Below are 17,365 nucleotides of genomic sequence, written 5' to 3'. Positions count from 1 at the left end.
AACGCGAGCGCCGTCGCGCTGATGAAGCGGGAAGCCGGTCGCCGCCGTCGCCGGCATCAGAGCGAGACGCCGAGCAGCACGGGCTCCGGATGCAGGATGACGCCGAACTCGGACTGCACGCGGGCCTGGACGTACGACGCCAGCTGGGTCACGTCGGCGGCCGTCGCTCCCCCGCGGTTGGTGATCGCCAGGGTGTGCTTGTCGGAGATCGCCGCCCGGGAGCCGGGGAGCGAGAAGCCGCGGCGGATGCCGGACTGTTCGATCAGCCACGCGGCGCTCAGCTTCACCACGTACGGTCCACCTGCCAGGCCCGGGATGTCGCCGGGCCACACGCCGCCGCCCTCCTGGTCGGGCGCTGCCAGGCCGAGCACGCGGTCCGGCTCCGGAGGCGTCACCGGCCAGCGCGGTGCCGTGGCCGGAAGCGAGCGGGCGAAGTTCTCGGAGACGATCGGGTTGGTGAAGAACGAGCCGGCGCTGACCGAGTCCTGGTCGGCCGGGTCGAGCACCATGCCCTTGGATGCGCGCAGGGCGAGAACGGCGCGGCGCAGTTCGGCGACCGGCACTCGGGAGCCGAGGGCGACGCCGAGAGTGTCCGCCAGCTGCGCGTAGGCGATCGGGGCGCTCATCGGCGCTCCGAAGCCGCCAGGCTGGTTGCCGTCCTCCAGCTCGAGGTCCACGGACAGCACCACCCCGCGCATCCCCTGCTTCAGCACGGAGGTGCGGTAGCCGAGGCGGAGGTCGGAGCTGGTCATGGTGCGCAGCTCTCCGGTGCTCGCGTCGAGGAACTCGATGCCGACGAGCGCAGACTCCAGCTCCTGGCCGTACGCGCCGATGTTCTGCACGGGCGCTGCTCCCGTCGACCCGGGGATGCCGGAGAGGGCTTCGATGCCCGACCACCCGTTCCTGACCGTGTGGGCGACCAGCGCATCCCACGGCTCCCCCGCCTGCACCCGCAACCGGATGCGTCCGGCCCGGGCCTCGAGGCGGTCGATGCCGCGGGTGACGACGTGGATGATCGTCCCGTCGAACCCGTCGTCGCTCGCGACCGTGTTGGAGCCGCCGCCGAGGAGCGCCCACTCGTCGCCGTCACGCCACACGTCGAGCGCGGTCGCGACCAGCTCGTCGCGGGTGGACGGTTCGAGCAGGCGTTCCGGCACGCCTCCCACCTGCAGGGTGGTGAGCGTGGAGAGGGCGGGGGTCTGGTCTGACATCAGGCGAACGAGACGCGGACCTGCGCCTTGCCGAGCACGGTGCTGCCGTCGAAGGTCACGGTGAGGTCGATGCGGGCGGCCCGCGACTCCGCATCCAGCTGTCCCACTTTGGCCACGACCGAGACGTCGGCGCCGTCGGCAGGGTCGACGACCACGGGGCGAGTGAACCGCACCTGGTAGTCGGCGACGCTGGCGGGGTCGCCCGCCCAGTCGACGACGGGCTGCACCGCGAGGCCCATGGTGAGCATCCCGTGCGCGATGACGCCAGGAAGGCCCACCGAGGTGGCGATGTCGTCGCGGTAGTGGATGGGGTTGAAGTCGCCGGACGCGCCTGCGTAGCGCACGAGGTTGTCGCGCGTCAGGTGGTAGCTCTGCTCGGCGACGACGTCACCGACGGAGAGGGTGTCGAACTCGGGCATCACTCGTCTCCTCGAACGACCAGGGTGGATACGGCGGTGACGACGTGCTCGCCGGACGCGTCGACGATGACGGACTCCGCCGTGACCATCGAGTGCGCGCCGAGCGACTTGACGCTCGTGACCGTCAGCGTCGCGGTGAGCTCGTCACCGGCGACGACCGCGCGCGTGTAGCTGAACCGCTGGTCCCCGTGGACGACCCTGCTGAAGTCGATGCCGGCATCCGGCTCGGCCAGCAGCTGGGCGAGGGTCTGCTCCTGCACGACCACCGGGAACGTCGGCGGCGCGACCAGGTCGGCGTGACCGGCGGCGCGTGCGGCCTCCACGTCGACGTTGATCGGGTTGGTGGCGAGGACGGCCCGCGCGAACTCGCGGATCTTCTCGCGCCCGACAAGATAAGGACTGGTCGGGGCGAACGTCCGCCCCTGCAACTCTGGGTTCACTGCCACCCGCCCATTCTACGGAAGCGGCGCGCGGCCCCCGCCGCGCGGGAAGAACGGCGCAGACAAAGCCGCACAGATAACGCCGCGCAGACAAAGAAGAACCCCGGCGGCCGAAGCCGTCGGGGTTCTCGTGCTGGTGCTGCTGCCTACTGGCAGCTGTCGCACTGCAGCAGATCCATGGGGTCGACGGGAACCGAGTAGCCGCCAACACTGTCGCTTTCGTAGTCCATGATGGCCTCCCCTAGAAGTCTCGTTGTGCTCCGCATCTTGCGGTGTTCACCCACTATATAACCCGAATGACACGATTGTCATTCCACTACATGTAGTGTTTTCGAACTTTTTTGGCTCTTCCTTGAATTTACGCGGAACCACCGACATTTCCGTCTCGCAGACCGAGACCGAACCGCTCCCGCAACACGCCGATGGCGTCCTGCCGGTCGCCCGCGCCGCCTGCCTCGTGGCCTGCTCCCGGCCACTCGCGGAAGATCACGGGGGCGGCGTACGCGGCCGCCGCCGCGCGGGCGGTCTCCGGCGGGCAGATGTCGTCGGCCAGGCCGTCGCTGATCCAGCCGGGGGCGACGGCGTGTCTGGCGGAGGTGACGCCGTCCACGTATGCGAGCGTTCGCGCGACCGCGGTGGCGCGGTCGGGATGCGCGGTCAGGTAGTCGCGGAGCTCCAGCCACGGGCCGTTCGCCGCCAGCCGGATGCCGTCCGGCGCGTCGGTCAGGAAGGGAGCCTGGGCGAGTACAGCCACGAGGTCGGGGACGAGTGCGCCGACGCCCAGGGCGATGCCGCCGCCCTGGCTGTTGCCGATCGCCGCGACCCTGGTCGCGTCCATCTCGTCGAGGGAGCGCAGCGCATCCACGGCACGCGCCGCGTCGACGAAGACGCCGCGGTAATAGGAGCGCCGCGGGTCGTCGATGCCTTGGAGGAGGTGGCCGGTGCTCCCTCCTTCCTGCCCGTGGGTGCCGACGAGCAGCTGGGCGAACCCGGCGGCCGCCCAGGTGAGGTCGTCGATCGGCGACAGCCGCCCCGCGCCATAGCCGTTGGCGTGCACCACGGCGGGCACGGCACCGCTGCGGTGGTGCGGGATGCGCAGCCAGCCGTGCAGCCGCCTCCCCTCCCACCCGGCGAACGACACGTCGAAGACGTCGATCGCGGACAGGCCGGTGTCGACGCGCTCGCGCCGGAGGTCGAGAGGGTGCCTGCGGGCCTCGTCCAGGGCCTCCGCCCAGAAGTCCTCGTAGTCGTCCGGTGTCGGCAGCGGCTCGCGGCCGAGGAGCGCGGGGAACTCGGTGCCGGGGTGGGTGATCGTCATCGCATCGCTCCTGAGGAATTACGAAAGGAAGGGATGGGGTGGGCCGGGCGGCGCGCCCGGCCCACCCCGCGGATCAGCGGACGGTGTATCGCACGGCGTCGGTGCGCATCAGATCGCCAGACTCCTTGACCAGCATGATGGTGTGCTTGCCGTTCCGGAGGCCGGACGTGCTGAACACCTTCTGCTGGGTGCGGCGGGTGTCGCTGTGCGTGTCGACGCGCTTGACCAGCTTGCCGTCGATGTACACGTCGACCACGCCCTGGTCGGGGCCGGTGGGGGCCAGCCAGTCGACGCCTGTTCCCGAGAAGGCGTACGAGACCGAGGCGCCCGTGTCCTTCGTCGAGTGGACATCGTCCAGGTAGTCCCCACGGAAGCCGACGTTCAGCGTTGCGGCGCCGACCGGCAGCGTCGCGAGGTACGCGGTGCTGAGCGTGATGGTCGAGCCGGACACGGTGTAGTCGGAGCCCTGTGCGAGCGTCTTCCCGTTCGCCGTGATGCCGGTGAACTCGCCGGGGTCGCGGAGAACGGAGAACGAGGCGGCGGCCGGAGCCTTGGTGTCGAACGACACCGATGACGGGTCGATCAGGTTCGGCTGCAGCACGTCGAGCCGGTCGATGAGCATGAACTGGCCGGACTTCATCACCACGCGCAGGGTGTGCTGCCCGTTGGTGAGGTCGGTCGCCGTGAACACCGTCTGCTGCGGCACATGCGGAGCGGACGGGGCGCTGGATGCGCTGATCGTCTTCACCAGCGACCCGTCGATGTACACGTCCGCGTCGCCCTCCGACGAGTCCAGCTCGGTCAGGTAGGAGATGCCGGTGCCTGTAAAGGTGTACGAGAACGAGTCGGTGCCCGGATGCTCGGCGTAGTGCACATCGTCCTGGTAGTCGCCGAAGTTGCGGCCGGAGCTGTACCCCCACTGACCCGAATACGCGATGCCGGGGTCGGTGTCGTTGATGCTCGTGGTGCGCGTCGGCCCCGTGGACGTGGACGGCGCAGGGGTGCCCGTGTCCGTCACGTTCACCGTCAGCGCCTGGGTGATCGAGGCGACCTCCGCCCCGCCGTTGCGGGTCCAGGTTCCGCCGTACTTCATCCCGAGCGCGTCGTCGTTGACCGTCACCGTCGCATCCCTGTCCGGCGTCACCCTGAGCAGCCGCACACCGTGGATGGGCACGTCGGAGGCCACGAACGCGTCTTTCACGCGGCCCAGGTTCTTGTGCGACCACAGGTCACGGACGGTGGCAGGGCCCTTCAGCCCGATGTCGGACCAGTTCGCTGTCACGTCCGACTCGGAACGCCCGAGGTTGAACAGCGCGACCGTGTAGCTGCCGTCGGCGTTCAGGGCGTACCAAACCTGCTGCTTCGCGGTCGTGGACACCGGACGGGCGGGGACGCCGGCCTGGTCGACGGCGCTGACCTCCTTGTTGGTGAGCAGTTCGAGGCCGAGCGTGTCGAGCTTCGTGAGGTCGTTGCCGGTGTACATCGGCGCCGCAGAGATCGCCCACAGCGTGGTCGCCGTGCGCCGCTCATCCGGGGTCAGGCCGTCCATCTTCCCGTTTCCGACGTCGAGGGAGTCGAAGTCGTTCCATCCGCCGGGACCGGCGTGCCTCCACCAGTCAGCGGCCCGAGGGAAGAGCCTGTTGATGTTGTCCCACTGGGTGAGGGCTTCGCCGCCGCAGTAGCACTCGACGTCCCAGTCGACGCGCCAGCCGTTCGCGTACTGCTTCCAGTAGTCGGCGTAGTTGATGTCGAGCGCCCAGGAGAGCTCGAACCAGATGCCGTGCTTCTTGAGGGCAGACGACCACGCGGCGACATCGTCGCGCGCATCCACCGATCCGTCGCTGATGCCCGAACCGGGGGTGACACTGTCGAACTTGACGAAGTTGACGCCGAGGTCGGCCAGTTCGTCCGCGATCGAGTCGACGTACTTCTGCGCGCACGGGTTCGAGAAGTCGATGCGGTAGCCGATCTTCCAGTAGTCGGCCTGCTGCGGAGGCTGCTTCATGATGTCGTGCGTGGTGCAGCCCGGTGCGTTCGCGATCGGGTACGCCTTGTCTGCAACCTCCGACGAGATGCCGGGGATCAGGTAGACGCCGAACTTCTGACCGTTGGCGTGCACGTGGTCGATGACCTTCTTGAGCCCCTGCGGGTACAGGGCGACGCTTGGAGTCGGCCTGCCGTTGGCGTCGACGCCGTCGCTCCAGCCTGCGTCGACGTTGATGCGGTCGTAGCCGGCCTTGCCGAGCTTGGCCTTCATCGCGTCGGACTGGGCGATCAGCTGGTCTGCGGTGATCCACTTCCCGTTCCCGCTGTAGACCTGCATGCTGTAGCTGCTCCAGCCCAGGTACGGCTTGAGCGCCCACGGGTCGGCGGTGGATGCGGCCGGCGGGACGGGCGACGGCACGGCAGCAGTGGATGCTTTCGGCGTGGCCGTGGGCGTCGCCGTAGCGGTGGACTGCGGCGTCGCAGTGGCTTCCGGCGTGGCCGTGGCTTGCGGCGTCGCCGTGGCTTGAGGCGTGGCCGTGGCGCTCGGCGTCGGCGTCGTGGTCGGATCCGGCGTCGCGGAAGCCGGGACGGCGGCAGCCGCCACCAGTCCCAGCGCCGCGACCGCGGCGACGAGAGCCGGCAGGCCCCGTCGCATGCGTGTTCTGCGAGTCATGCGTTCTTCCTCTCTGAAGAGCCCCTGACGCGTCGGTGCGGGAGGAGCGATCGGTGCGGTGGGCCGTCTGGGTGGCGTGCCTGGCCTGCGTCCGGCGTCAGGGGATCCTGACGAGGTCGAAGAACATCGCCTGCTGGGGGTTGAGGGTGGGGAGCGGGACGCCGGCGACGGCGAGCACCGATCCGGGGAGGGTGGTGCCCGCCTGGTCGAGAGCGGCGGTGATCCAGGACGGGTCGGCGCTCTGGTGGCGGCTGGCCGGACCGAACTCGTCGCGGATGCGCACGCTGTACCGTGCGTCCGGGTCGAGGCCGGGGAAGCGCACGCGGCCGGACTGCCCGGGAGCCGAGGTGGCGAGCCGCGCCCAGGTGTACACGGCGCGCGAGCCGTCGTCGGCGACGATCCCGGTGAACACCGTCGCGTCGTCGGCGACGTCGGCGTTGACGATCCGGCCGGAATGGATGAGACCGCGCAGTTCGCGGTAGACGGCGCCCCACTGAGCGATGACCGCCAGCTCATCGTCGTCCGCCTCCTGCAGATCCCATTCGATGCCGGCGTGGGCCGTGAGCGCCACGATCAGCCGGAAGGACAGGTCCGTGCGGCGGGTGGTCGTGTGCGACCTCTCGGCGCCGAGGTGGGAGCCGATGAGCTCCGGCGGGACGAGCATCCTGGTCCACCGCTCGATCTGCAGCCGCTCGACGGGATCGTTGCAGTCGGACGCCCAGACCCTGTCGGTCCGCTGCAGGATGCCGAGGTCGACGCGACCGCCGCCTCCCGAGCAGGTCTCGATCTCGAGGTGCGGGTGGCGCGCACGCAGCGTGTCCAGCATCCGGTAGAGGGCGATGGTCTGGTCGTGCACGGCGGGGCGGTCGATGCCCGCGTAGCCGCTCACCGCCTCGGAGAGGTCCCGATTGTGGTCCCACTTGATGTAGTCGACCGCGTACTCGTCCACGATGGCGCTGATCTGGCCGAGCACGTGCTCGTACGCCTCCGGGCGCGTGAGATCGAGCACGTACTGGTCGCGAGCGGCCGCACCGAGTTCGCGCGGCCCGAGCACCCACTCGGGATGCGCGCGCGCGAGATCGGAGTCGAGGTTCACCATCTCCGGCTCGAACCAGATCCCGAACTGCATTCCGCGTTCCCTGACGTGCTCCACGAGCGGGCCGAGCCCGTCGGGCCAGACGGTCCGGTCGACCACCCAGTCTCCGAGGCCGGCGTTCGCGTCGCGCCGGTCGTGGAACCAGCCGTCGTCGAGCACGAAGCGTTCGACACCCACTCGGGATGCGCGATCCACCAGGGCGGTGAGCCGCTCCAGGTCGTGGTCGAAGTAGACGGCCTCCCACGAGTTGAGGGTCAGAGGACGCGGCGAGCGCGGGTGCGACGGGCGCGCCCGCAGCCGCCGGTGCAGGCGGTCGGCGATGCCGTCCAGTCCAGCACCGGACCAGACGAACAGCACCGTGGGCGCCACGTACCTGTCACCGGCGGCGAGCGCGATCTCGCCGGGCCGGAGGCCTTCCCCGACGCCGATGACCGACGAGAAGGCGCCCGCCCCCTCGGTGAGCCGCTCGACGACGTACTCGGCGTCGCCGCTCCAGGCGAGATGCGTGGCCCACGCCTCCCCACGGCCGAAGCCGAGGTCCTCCGTTCCCGCGACGACGAGGAAGGGGGCGTCGTGCCCCGGCTTGCCGCGGCGGGCGCGGCGGACATGGCTGCCGAAGGAGAGCTCACCGCGCTGCGGCGCCCGCTCACGACACCATTTGCCGGTGAAGTCGAGCATCTCCACGGCCCGATCGGGCACGGGGAGCAGGACGCGAAGGGCGTCGAGCGTGTACGGGACGTCGGTGCCGGCCGCGTCCAGCGCGACATCGCGCACGACGGAGACATCGATGGAGAGCACCCCGAAGCGGTCGAGACGGATGGTCATGGTCGACCGCAGCCCGGTGACCGCATCCTCCAGCTCGATCTCGATGCTGCCGCCGCTGTCGTCACCATCGTGTTCGGAGCGCGCAGCGACGGTGCGCGGTCGCGGCGTGGTGGCGGTCCCTGCGGCGTGGCCCTCCTGCGCAGGTGTGCCCGCCCATCCCTCGAACTCGGTGGGCCAGAGGCTGAACGCCCGGGGGATGTCCGGCGCGTTGTTGAGCACGGCGGGGCCGCCGGTCTCCCGGAGGGCCGCAGCTTCCGCGTCGCTGAGCGGGCCGAGGTCGGCTCCCCAGTGCAGGACGCGCGGCACGCGTCCTGCCGTGTCGATCACGATGGATGTGCCTGCTGCACGCAGGGCAAGAACGGCGCCGTAGCCGTCGAGCATGAGGAGCTCCTAGCGAATGGAGGTTACTTGACAATGTAAATTAACCACGCTTAGTGTTTCGAGTGCAACCCCCGGAAGGACGACCGATGACGATCTCCGACGCGACGCCCGAGCAGACGCTCCGGCTCGCTTGGCACGCCCCCGCGACCCGCTGGGAGGAGGCACTCCCCCTCGGAGACGGCTTCCTCGGCGCGATGGTCTTCGGCGGCGCAGGCGGCCGCTACCAGGTCAACGACGCGACCGTCTGGTCCGGCACCCCCGAGACGTCGGCGGACGAACTCCGCCGCCTGGTCGCCCAGGGAGCAGGACCGGAACGTCTGACCGAGGTGCGCGCCGCGCTGGCGGCCGGCGACCTGGACAGGGCGGAGGAGCTGCTGCTCACCTTCGAGGGCCGCTACAGCCAGGAGTTCCTCCCGTTCGTCGATCTCGGCGTCGAGCTCCCCGGCGCGCAGCAGGTCGAGGGCGAGCCCGCAAGGATCCTGGACCTCGACCGGCGGCTCGTCACGGAGACGCTGCAGGTCGGAGGCGCCCGCGTCGAGCGCGTCTCCCGCGTGGATGCCCGGACACTGCTGGTGTCGATCACCGCAACGGAGCCGCTCCCCGAGGTGCGCCTGACCCTCACCACGCCGCTGCGCGAGCTGGGGCGCACGTCCTCCGGCGAGACGCTGACCATCGACGTCGCGGTCCCCATCGACGGTGCGCCGCTCCACGAGCAGTCCGTCCACCCTCCCCTGCGCTACGCGGAGCAGGGGGACGGAGGCTACGACGGCTTCGCCGCCGCGGCCGTCTCCGTGTGGAGCGACGGCACGACGGAGCACGGGGACCCCGGTCTCGTCGTCCGTGGCGCCCGCACGCTGCTGATCGCCCTCTCGTCCTCCACCCGCGCTGAGTCATGGTGGGCCGGCGCGGACGACGAGTGGCGGACCGTCTCCACCGAGACGATCCGGGACCGCGCACGGGACAGAGCCACCGGCGCCATCGCCGGCGGTCGCGCCCCGGCCGCGGATGACGAACCCCGTCATCCGGCGGCGGCGCGGTTCGCGATCGGCGGACGACGCGAAGGACTCTGGGACGTGGACACCGACGTCCTGCTGGGCGACGACCGGCTGAGGGCGACCGTCGCGGCCGAGTACGGCCGGTACCTCCTCACGTCGTCGTCGCGCGCTGGCGGACCAGCCGCGAACCTGCAAGGCATCTGGAACGGCGAACTGCGCCCGGCGTGGTCGTCCAACTACACGATCAACATCAACACCCAGATGAACTACTGGGCAGCGGGACCGCTCGCGGTGACGGCCTGCGCCGAACCGCTGATCTCCCTCGTCGAGCGGCTGGCGCTCACCGGGCGCGACGTCGCGCGCGAGCTGTACGGCTGCCGCGGCTGGGTGGCCCACCACAACAGCGACCTCTGGGGCTGGAGCCTCCCCGTCGGGATGGGCCACGGCGCTCCCAGCTGGGCGATCTGGATGATGGGCGGGGTCTGGCTCACCCACTCGCTCTGGGACATCTACGAGTTCACCGCGGACGACGATCTCCTGCGCGAACGGATCTGGCCGCTCATGCGGGGCGCGACCGAATTCTGCCTCGACTGGCTCCAGGTGGATGCGGACGGCGTCGGGTACCTGGCCCCCTCCACCTCTCCGGAGAACTCGTATCGGGACGCCGACGGCATGCCGCGCGCGCTCGGGCTCACGGCGACGATGGACACGGAACTGATCCGCTCCCTCCTGCAGCGCTCACTGCGCGCGCTGGACACGCTCGGACTGACCGACCGGCTGCGCCCGGAGATCGAGGCGGCTCTCGCGGTCATCCCCGAGCCCGGCATCGGCAGCGACGGACGACTGCTCGAATGGTCGGAGGAGGTCGAAGAGCACGAGCCCGCCCACCGCCACCTGTCAGCGCTCGTCGCCCTCTACCCGCTCGAGCTGATCACCCCCGACAACACCCCGGCGCTCGCCGACGCGGCGCGACGCTTCCTCGACGCCCGCGGTGACGGCGCGATGGGATGGTCGTGGGCCTGGAAGATCGCGCTCCGCGCCCGCCTGGGCGACGGCGAGACGGCGCACGAACTCCTGCAGCAGGCGCTCACGCGGTACGACGGCGATGCGCTCAGGCACGGGCCGGTCGACGGCTCGGAGTGGGGCGGTCTCCTGCCGAACCTGTTCAGCACGCATCCGCCGTTCCAGATCGACGGCAATCTCGGCTTCCCCGCTGCCATCGCGGAGCTGCTGCTGCAGTCCCACGCGGGCGTCGTGCACCTGCTTCCCGCCCTGCCAACGGCGTGGACGGACGGCTGGGCCACCGGCCTGGGCGTCCGCGGCGGGCTCACGGCCGACCTGGAGTGGTCGGACGGCCGCCTCGTGACCGCCGTGCTGCGCAACCCCCGGTCGGAGCCGGTGACGGTGCGCATCCGGTACGGGACCACCGACCGCGACGTTCAGATTCCTGCCCGCGGGGAGCACACCGTTCAGCATCCCGTGGACGAGTTCCCCGTACGCTTGGAGATGGAGACCGGTCGACGACAGAGGTAGGCGTGCACGAATCCACGGACGACGAGACGCGCAGACGCGTCGCGCTGCTCGGTTCGTCGTCGGATGCGGCCACGCGCGTCTTCACCGCCGTCCTCACCCGCTCCCCCATCAGCCGGATCGAGGTCGCCAGGCTCACGGGGCTGTCCCAGGCCGCGGTGACGAAGGCGGTCACGCCTCTCGTGGCCGCCGGGATCGTCAGCGACGCACTCGACCCGCAGCTGACGGGGTTGCCCGGCCGTCCGGTCAGCCCGGTCGCGATCGTGCCGGATGCGGTCGTGACGCTCGGCGTGAAGGTGAACGTCGACGAGCTCGTCGGCGTCGCCACCGACCTCACCACCCGGGTCATCGCCTCCGAACGCCTGCCGCTCGCCGCGCACGACCCTGCCGCAGTCGCCGACGCCGTCGCCGACCTGTGCGATCGCCTGCAGAAGAGGCTCGGCGCACTGGCGTCCCGGCTGGCCCGGGTGGGCGTCGCGGTGTCCGGCGACGTCGACAGGACGACCGGTGTGGTGCGCGACTCCACGCTGATGGGCTGGCGGGCCGTCCCGTTCGGCGCGATGCTGCGGGAGCGCCTGTCCGTCGACGTCGTCGTCCAGAACGACGTGAGCGCCCTCACCGTCGGGGAGCACTGGTTCGGCGTCGGCCTCGGCACGCGGTCGTTCGCGATCGTCACCATCGGACGGGGCATCGGCAGCGGCCTCCACCTGAACGGCGACGTGGTCGAGGGCGCGTACGGCGTCGCCGGTGAGATCGGGCACCTGCCGCTCACGTCCCCCGACCGCGTCTGCGCGTGCGGGCGCCGCGGCTGCGTGGAGGCGGTCGCAGCGACCAGCGCGATCGAGGCTGCCGTCTCGTCCGCGCACGGACGTGCTGTGACCATCCAGGATGCGGTGGCTCTCGCCCGCGCGGGCGACCAGGCGGCCGAGCGGGCCTTCGCCGAGGCGGGAAGCGTCATCGGCGCGGCCATCGCCAGCCTGGTGAACCTGGTCGGCCCCGAACTCGTCATCATCGGCGGGGAGGGGGTGGCCCACTTCGACCTGTTCGAGGCGTCGCTGCGCCAGACCTACGACGAGCACGTCTTCTCCTCGGCGGGTCTCTGCCGCATCGTCGTCCGGCCGCACACCTTCGAGGACTGGGCCAGGGGCGCCGCCGCGACAGCCATCCGGTCCCTGGCCGGCTGACTGACCGACCGGCCGACCGGCCGAACGCATCCGGAGACGCCGGCGGGCGGGCACCCGTCGAGGTGCCCGCCCGCCGTCGCGCTGACTACTTCTTGGACTTGTCGTACGCCGTCTGCAGGCTGCTCAGGTAGTCCTTCAGCCCGAGGCCGTCGAAGCCCTTCACGTACGAGTCCCAGTCCGTGTCGATGTTCTTCGAGCCCGTGATGAAGGCGAGAGCGTTCTGGGTCACGTAGTTGTCGATGTTGGTCTGCTGTGTCGCGATCTGGGTCGCCTTGGCCGGGTCGGGCCACACCCGCCAGGTGGGATAGACCTGGCTCGTGTCCTCGTGCCCCTTGTACAGCTGGGTCGCATCGAACAGGCGACGCTCGTAGCCCGAGGTGTCGTAGATGTCCGTCGGCACGGCCTGCGATCCGCGGAACGCCGCGTTCTGGTTGTAGGTCGACAGGGCGCCCCACTGCACGGCGTTCGCCGCATCCTGGGACAGCTGCAGGTTGGTGAACGCCGGCTTCTCCGACGGATCGAGCGCCTTGTCGCTCGCGGCGGCCTTCGCCCAGCCCTTCCCCTCCGGACCGAAGTTGCCGTCGAGCTGGCCCTTCTCGGTGAACAGGTAGTTCACCAGCTTGATGGCGGCGACCTGGTCGTTCTTCGAGGCCTTGTTGGTCAGCAGGAACGTCGCACCGGGCGTGCTGCCGAAGGCGTATGTCGCATAGTCTGCGCCATCCGGCCCGGTCAGCGGCGGCACGGCGTCGTACTGCTTGTCCCTGCCGTCCTTCGCACCAGGGCTCACGAAGATGTACGGGTGAAGGGCGCTGGCGCTGCCCAGTACGACCGGTCCGGCGTTGTTGCCCTCCTGGGCGAGCGCTGCGGGGTTCTGCGTGAACGCCCCCTTGTCGATGAGACCGGCCTGCCACAGCGACCTGATGTACTTCAGGCCATCGCGCCATCCGTCCTTGTTCGCCTGGATGTCGACCTTGCCCTTGTTGAGCACCGTGGTGGACTGGATTCCCTTGTCCGGGTTCTGCGGGTCGTAGATGAACGCGTTCATGAAGTACGGGATCAGCGTGTCGTGCGAGTCGCCGCTGAGCGGGATCTCGTCCTTCGCGCCGTTGCCGTTCGGATCGCCGTCCTTGAACGCTTCGAGGACCTTCTTCATGTCCTCCGTGGTCTTCGGCATCGAGAGGTTCAGCTTCTTCAGCCAGTCGGTGTTGATCCACAGCTTCGACGGGTACTGGATGTGCTGGGTCTCGGCCAGCTGCGGCAGGCCGTAGATCTTGCCGTCGGGAGACGTCGCCATCGCCTTGTAGTCCGCGTTGCTGTCCAGCACCTTCTGGATGTCGGGCGCGTACTGCTTGATGAGGTCGTTGAGCGGCACGGCGACACCCTGCTGGGCGAGCTTCTCGACGTCGACCTGGTTGAACTGGTCCACCCACGGGATGAGGAGGAAGGCGTCGGGGTAGTCGCCGCTCGCCATCAGGATCTGCCGCTTCTCCGGGGCGACCGACGAGTCCTGTGTGGTGGTCTGCCAGGTGAAGTCGATGTTGAACTTCTTCGCGACCTCCTTGGTGAAGGCGTTCGTGGCGAGATCCTGCCCCGCGCCTTGCTGCGCGAAGACGCTCAGGTGCGCCGTCCCGCCGATCTTGTCGTCGCCGGCGGACGCCGAGCTGGGGGTGCAGCCCGCGAGTGCGAGCAGTGCGACGCCGCTGGCAGCGGCCGTGAGTGCTACCGAGAGTCTGCGCCGGCCGGCGCGACTGCCTGTGGTGGACATCATCGTTCGTTCCTCCTTTGGAACCTGAGTTGCGTGACGGGACGTGCGGTGTTGCGGTGGGGAGAGAGCGGGGCGGCGGATCGGCCTGGTCAGCCCTTGACCGAGCCGATGAGCACCCCTTTGTTGAAGTAGCGGGCGACGAACGGGTAGATGATCAGCACCGGAACGCTCGTGATGACGATGAGCGCGTACTTGAGCAGGTTGACCAGATCCTGGTTCTGCGCCTGGGCGGCGAGGTCGTTCGTCCCCCCGTTCGTGGCGTTGAGCACCAGGATGTTGCGCAGCACGAGCTGGAGCGGGAACAGATCGGAGCTCTTCAGGTAGAGCAGGGCGTCGAAGTAGCCGTTCCACTGCCCGATCGCGTACATGAGGGCGATGACCGCGATCAGCGGCTTGGAGAGTGGAAGCACCATCGTCCAGAGGAAGCGCCACTCGCTCGCGCCGTCGAGTTCGGCCGCTTCGACCAGCTCCTCGGGGATCGCCGAGCGGAAGAACGTCCGCGCGATGATCACCTGCCAGACGGCGACGGCCTGCGGGAGCAGCAGCGCCCAGCGGGTGTCGAGCAGCCCGAGGTTCTGCACCACCATGTACGTCGGGATCAGGCCGCCGCTGAACAGCATGGTGAACAGCAGGATGGACATGATCACGTTGCGGCCCATGAAGGTGGGGCGGGAGAGCGGCCAGGCGATGCAGACGGTCAGCGTCGTGCTGATCAGGGTGCCCGCGACCATATAGAAGAGGGAGTTCGCGTAGCCCAGCAGCACCTGCGGGTCTGCGAGCACGGTCTGGTAGCCCTTCAGCGTGAAGTCCACCGGCCAGAGGAACACCTGGCCTGCCGTGACCGCGTGCGGCGAGGAGAACGAGCTGGCGAGGATGAACAGCAGCGGGAGCACCACGACCAGGGCCGCCAGGATCAGGCCGAGGTAGATCACCACGAGCAGAGCGCGGTCGGATGCCGACTCCCTGATGCGGCGCGGCTTCGGGATGCGCGTCGTGCCTGCCGGCTTCCGGCGTTCTGTCACACGGTCGATGGTCACCACAGTCCACTCCCACTCACTCGACGTGCCACCCAGTTGACGACAAGGAGCAGCACGAGGTTGACGACCGAGTTGAAGAGGCCGACGGCGGTCGCCGTACCGAAGTCGGCGTTGAGGATGCCCAGCTTGTACACGTAGGTCGCGATGATCTCGGACTGGCCGAGGTTCAGCGGGTTCTGCAGGAGGAAGGCCTTCTCGAACCCGATCGACATGATGTTGCCGACGCTCAGGATCAGCACGATCATCGCGGTCGGCATGATGCCGGGGATGTCCACGTGCCAGATCTTCCGGAGCCTGGATGCGCCATCCACCTTGGCCGCCTCGTAGAGCGACGGGTCGATCCCCGACAGCGCCGCCATGTAGATGACCGCGGAGTAGCCGGCCGTCTGCCAGACGTCCGACCACACGTACACGTGCCGGAAGTAGTCGGGGTCGCCGAGGAAGTCGGGCGACGGAATGCCGAAGAATCCGAACACCTCGCTCAGGATCCCGAGCCTCGGGGCCATGATCAGGATCATCATCGAGACCACGACGACCGTCGAGATGAAGTACGGGGCGTATGTGACCAGCTGCACGGTCTTCTGGAACCAGCGGTGCCGCACCTCGTTGAGCGCGAGCGCCAGGATGATCGGGATGGGGAAGCTGGCCAGCACCGCGTAGCCGGAGAGGGCGAGGGTGTTCGTGAGCAGCGTGGGGAACTGCGGGTTCTGCAGCATGAGCTGGAAGTTCGTCCAGCCGACCCACGGGCTTCCCCAGACCCCGAGCACGGGGCTGTAGTTCTTGAAGGCGATGATCGCGTTGGAGATCGGCACGTACTTGAAGATGATGAAGTACGCGAGGGGAAGCACCGTCAGAAGGTAGAGCTGCCAGTGCCTCCTCAGGGAGATCCGCCAGCGCTGCCCGAGGGTTCTGCGTCGGGATGCGACTTTCCGGGGCGGCGTCGCCGGCGACGGCGGCTTCTGAGCCGTCGAGGCGGGCCGCACACTCGTCGCGGGCGGGGCGGCCGTCACGAGAGGCGCCTCTCCTGCTCGCGATGCCGGCGATGTTCGGCGGCGCACGCCCGGGTGTTTCTCACCTTCGTCATCGAAGACTCCAATAGGTCTGTTGTGCCTGCCGACGGGTCGGCCGGCTCGGATCCGTGTACAGCAAAACCTATTTTTTTGCCGTTGTCAATAATCTATTCCGGATGCTCGCCGCACGGGCCGGGCACTGGCCGGTTCGGCGCATCCTGGGCGGCATGGATGTTCATCGATTAACACACGGCGGCAACAAAATCGTTCAGGTGCGTTAGCCTCGGTGTGTGCCAGACAACATCGTCATGCCCTCCAGCGTCGGCCGCCGGCCGTCTCTCGGCACGGCGAAGTCCGCCGAGATCTTCACCAGGATCATCACGCACGGGCCGGTCAGCCGGCTCGACATCGGCCGGCTCACCGGGCTCTCGCAAGCCAAGGTGACCAAGACGGTCAGCCCGCTCATCGAGAGCGGCTATGTGACCGTCGGCGAACACGCCGAGCACTCGTTCCCCGGCCGGCCGGTGCGCCCGCTGAGCGTGGTCCCGCGCTCGATGATCGCCATCGGCGTCAAGGTCAACGCCGGGGAGATCTTCGCGGTGACCGTCAACCTCGGCAACGACGTCGTCGGCTCGACGCGCCGACGGCTGAAGAGCCACGACCCGGAGACGGCCATCGCGGCGATCGTGAGCTCGGTGTCGTCCCTCATCGAGCAGCTCGGCAGCGACGCCGAGCATCTCAGCGGGGTCGGCGTCTCGGTCTCCGGCGACATCGACACCGAGACGGGGACGGTCAGGCACTCACCCCTGCTGAACTGGAATCACGTCCCTCTCGGCACCGAGCTCGCGTCCAGGCTCGGGCTCCCCGTCACCGTGGAGAACGACGTGCGTGCCCTCGCGAAGGCGGAGCACTGGTTCGGCGTCGGCAGGGATGCGAACTCGTTCGCGATCGTCACGATCGGCGCCGGCATCGGATGCGGGATCTACGTGAACGGCGACGTCGTGGTCGGCTCGCACGGCGTCGCGGGCGAGATCGGGCACCTTCCCCTCGCGTCGTCGGATGCCCTCTGCGTGTGCGGCCGGCGAGGGTGCGTCGAAGCGGTCGCGTCCTCCAACGCCATCCGGGACGCCGTGCGCAGCGCGCGCAACGAGCCGGAGCTGACCCTGGACGACGCGATCCGCCTCGCCCACGAGGGCGACCCCAGCGCGGTCGACGCCTTCGAGCGGGCAGGGACGGCGATCGGCGCCGCCCTCGCGGCCACCGTGAACCTCTTCGGGCCGGAGGTCGTCGTGATCGCCGGAGAAGGGGTCATGGACTACGACCTCTACGAGCGTCGCTTCCGCGAAGAGTTCCTCGCGCACGCATTCGGCGCCGCGGCCAACTGCCGCCTGGTCGTGCAGCGCCACACCTTCACCGACTGGGCGCGCGGGGCAGCGGTCGCCGCCCTGCGCGAAGCGATCACGGTCTCCGCCGGGCCCGCTGTCGACTGAGGCGG

General features: G+C 69.3%; 13 protein-coding genes. 4 read left to right on the top strand and 9 right to left on the bottom strand.

The annotated features are described in order from the left end of the window. Window positions 1-56: 56 nt before the first annotated feature. From ACN6M5_RS16970 to ACN6M5_RS16945, 6 genes are all read right to left on the bottom strand, one after another. Window positions 57-1,211 carry a UDP-N-acetylmuramate dehydrogenase gene (locus tag ACN6M5_RS16970; RefSeq protein WP_434951641.1) on the bottom strand — a complete coding sequence of 385 codons (1,155 nt, stop codon included), beginning with the start codon at window positions 1,209-1,211 and terminating at the stop codon, window positions 57-59. Next, on the bottom strand, window positions 1,211-1,630 hold the full coding sequence (locus ACN6M5_RS16965) for a MaoC family dehydratase (RefSeq protein WP_085368625.1): 420 nt from the start codon (window positions 1,628-1,630) through the stop codon (window positions 1,211-1,213). Before ACN6M5_RS16965 ends, ACN6M5_RS16970 begins: the two co-directional genes overlap by 1 nt. Next, complete coding sequence (locus tag ACN6M5_RS16960) at window positions 1,630-2,076, bottom strand: MaoC family dehydratase N-terminal domain-containing protein (RefSeq protein ID WP_085368626.1); 447 nt, start codon at window positions 2,074-2,076, stop codon at window positions 1,630-1,632. Before ACN6M5_RS16960 ends, ACN6M5_RS16965 begins: the two co-directional genes overlap by 1 nt. A gap of 352 nt (window positions 2,077-2,428) precedes the next feature. Continuing rightward, on the bottom strand, window positions 2,429-3,388 hold the full coding sequence (locus ACN6M5_RS16955) for an acetylxylan esterase (protein WP_434951638.1): 960 nt from the start codon (window positions 3,386-3,388) through the stop codon (window positions 2,429-2,431). A gap of 73 nt (window positions 3,389-3,461) precedes the next feature. After that, window positions 3,462-6,047: a X2-like carbohydrate binding domain-containing protein gene (locus ACN6M5_RS16950; RefSeq protein WP_434951636.1), complete on the bottom strand. Its 2,586-nt coding sequence runs from the start codon at window positions 6,045-6,047 to the stop codon at window positions 3,462-3,464. Window positions 6,048-6,144: 97 nt separating this feature from the next. Further along, window positions 6,145-8,349 (bottom strand): alpha-galactosidase, encoded by a 2,205-nt coding sequence (locus tag ACN6M5_RS16945; RefSeq protein ID WP_434951634.1) that lies wholly within the window; start codon window positions 8,347-8,349, stop codon window positions 6,145-6,147. Between the two features lie 86 nt (window positions 8,350-8,435). Between ACN6M5_RS16945 and ACN6M5_RS16940 the strand changes: the two genes are divergently transcribed. Both ACN6M5_RS16940 and ACN6M5_RS16935 read left to right on the top strand, forming a co-directional pair. After that, window positions 8,436-10,877 (top strand): glycosyl hydrolase family 95 catalytic domain-containing protein, encoded by a 2,442-nt coding sequence (locus ACN6M5_RS16940; protein ID WP_434951632.1) that lies wholly within the window; start codon window positions 8,436-8,438, stop codon window positions 10,875-10,877. A gap of 2 nt (window positions 10,878-10,879) precedes the next feature. Further along, a complete protein-coding gene (locus tag ACN6M5_RS16935) occupies window positions 10,880-12,058 on the top strand; it encodes an ROK family protein (protein ID WP_434951630.1) in 1,179 nt (392 codons plus the stop codon). Window positions 12,059-12,143: 85 nt separating this feature from the next. Here the strand turns inward: ACN6M5_RS16935 and ACN6M5_RS16930 are convergent, their stop codons facing one another. From ACN6M5_RS16930 to ACN6M5_RS16920, 3 genes are all read right to left on the bottom strand, one after another. Next, the gene (locus ACN6M5_RS16930; RefSeq protein WP_434951628.1) at window positions 12,144-13,826 is read right to left on the bottom strand and encodes a type 2 periplasmic-binding domain-containing protein; all 1,683 of its coding nucleotides are present in this window, start codon (window positions 13,824-13,826) and stop codon (window positions 12,144-12,146) included. Window positions 13,827-13,912: 86 nt separating this feature from the next. After that, entirely contained in the window at window positions 13,913-14,845 is a 933-nt protein-coding gene (locus tag ACN6M5_RS16925) for a carbohydrate ABC transporter permease (RefSeq protein WP_247597286.1), read from the bottom strand. 11 nt (window positions 14,846-14,856) lie between these two features. Beyond that, a complete protein-coding gene (locus ACN6M5_RS16920) occupies window positions 14,857-15,870 on the bottom strand; it encodes an ABC transporter permease (RefSeq protein WP_247597285.1) in 1,014 nt (337 codons plus the stop codon). A gap of 128 nt (window positions 15,871-15,998) precedes the next feature. Between ACN6M5_RS16920 and ACN6M5_RS16915 the strand changes: the two genes are divergently transcribed. Beyond that, a complete protein-coding gene (locus ACN6M5_RS16915) occupies window positions 15,999-16,151 on the top strand; it encodes a hypothetical protein (RefSeq protein ID WP_434951626.1) in 153 nt (50 codons plus the stop codon). Between the two features lie 9 nt (window positions 16,152-16,160). Then, complete coding sequence (locus ACN6M5_RS16910; protein WP_256921884.1) at window positions 16,161-17,360, top strand: ROK family protein; 1,200 nt, start codon at window positions 16,161-16,163, stop codon at window positions 17,358-17,360. Window positions 17,361-17,365 lie beyond the last annotated feature (5 nt).

The organism is Leifsonia araucanica, from assembly GCF_051161895.1.
In the GTDB taxonomy this organism is placed as follows: Bacteria; Actinomycetota; Actinomycetes; order Actinomycetales; family Microbacteriaceae; genus Leifsonia.
The sequence above is the reverse complement of the archived record's forward strand: the minus strand, read 5'-3'. Positions and strand labels throughout refer to the sequence as shown.

What these genes read in the sequence shown, in the direction of transcription:
- ACN6M5_RS16970 (WP_434951641.1), bottom strand. Translation starts at nt 1,211, where the DNA reads ATGTCAGACCAGACCCCCGCCCTCTCCACGCTCACCACCCTGCAGGTG.
- ACN6M5_RS16945 (WP_434951634.1), bottom strand. Translation starts at nt 8,349, where the DNA reads ATGCTCGACGGCTACGGCGCCGTTCTTGCCCTGCGTGCAGCAGGCACA.
- ACN6M5_RS16940 (WP_434951632.1), top strand. Translation starts at nt 8,436, where the DNA reads ATGACGATCTCCGACGCGACGCCCGAGCAGACGCTCCGGCTCGCTTGG.
- ACN6M5_RS16965 (WP_085368625.1), bottom strand. Translation starts at nt 1,630, where the DNA reads ATGCCCGAGTTCGACACCCTCTCCGTCGGTGACGTCGTCGCCGAGCAG.
- ACN6M5_RS16930 (WP_434951628.1), bottom strand. Translation starts at nt 13,826, where the DNA reads ATGATGTCCACCACAGGCAGTCGCGCCGGCCGGCGCAGACTCTCGGTA.
- ACN6M5_RS16955 (WP_434951638.1), bottom strand. Translation starts at nt 3,388, where the DNA reads ATGACGATCACCCACCCCGGCACCGAGTTCCCCGCGCTCCTCGGCCGC.
- ACN6M5_RS16950 (WP_434951636.1), bottom strand. Translation starts at nt 6,047, where the DNA reads ATGACTCGCAGAACACGCATGCGACGGGGCCTGCCGGCTCTCGTCGCC.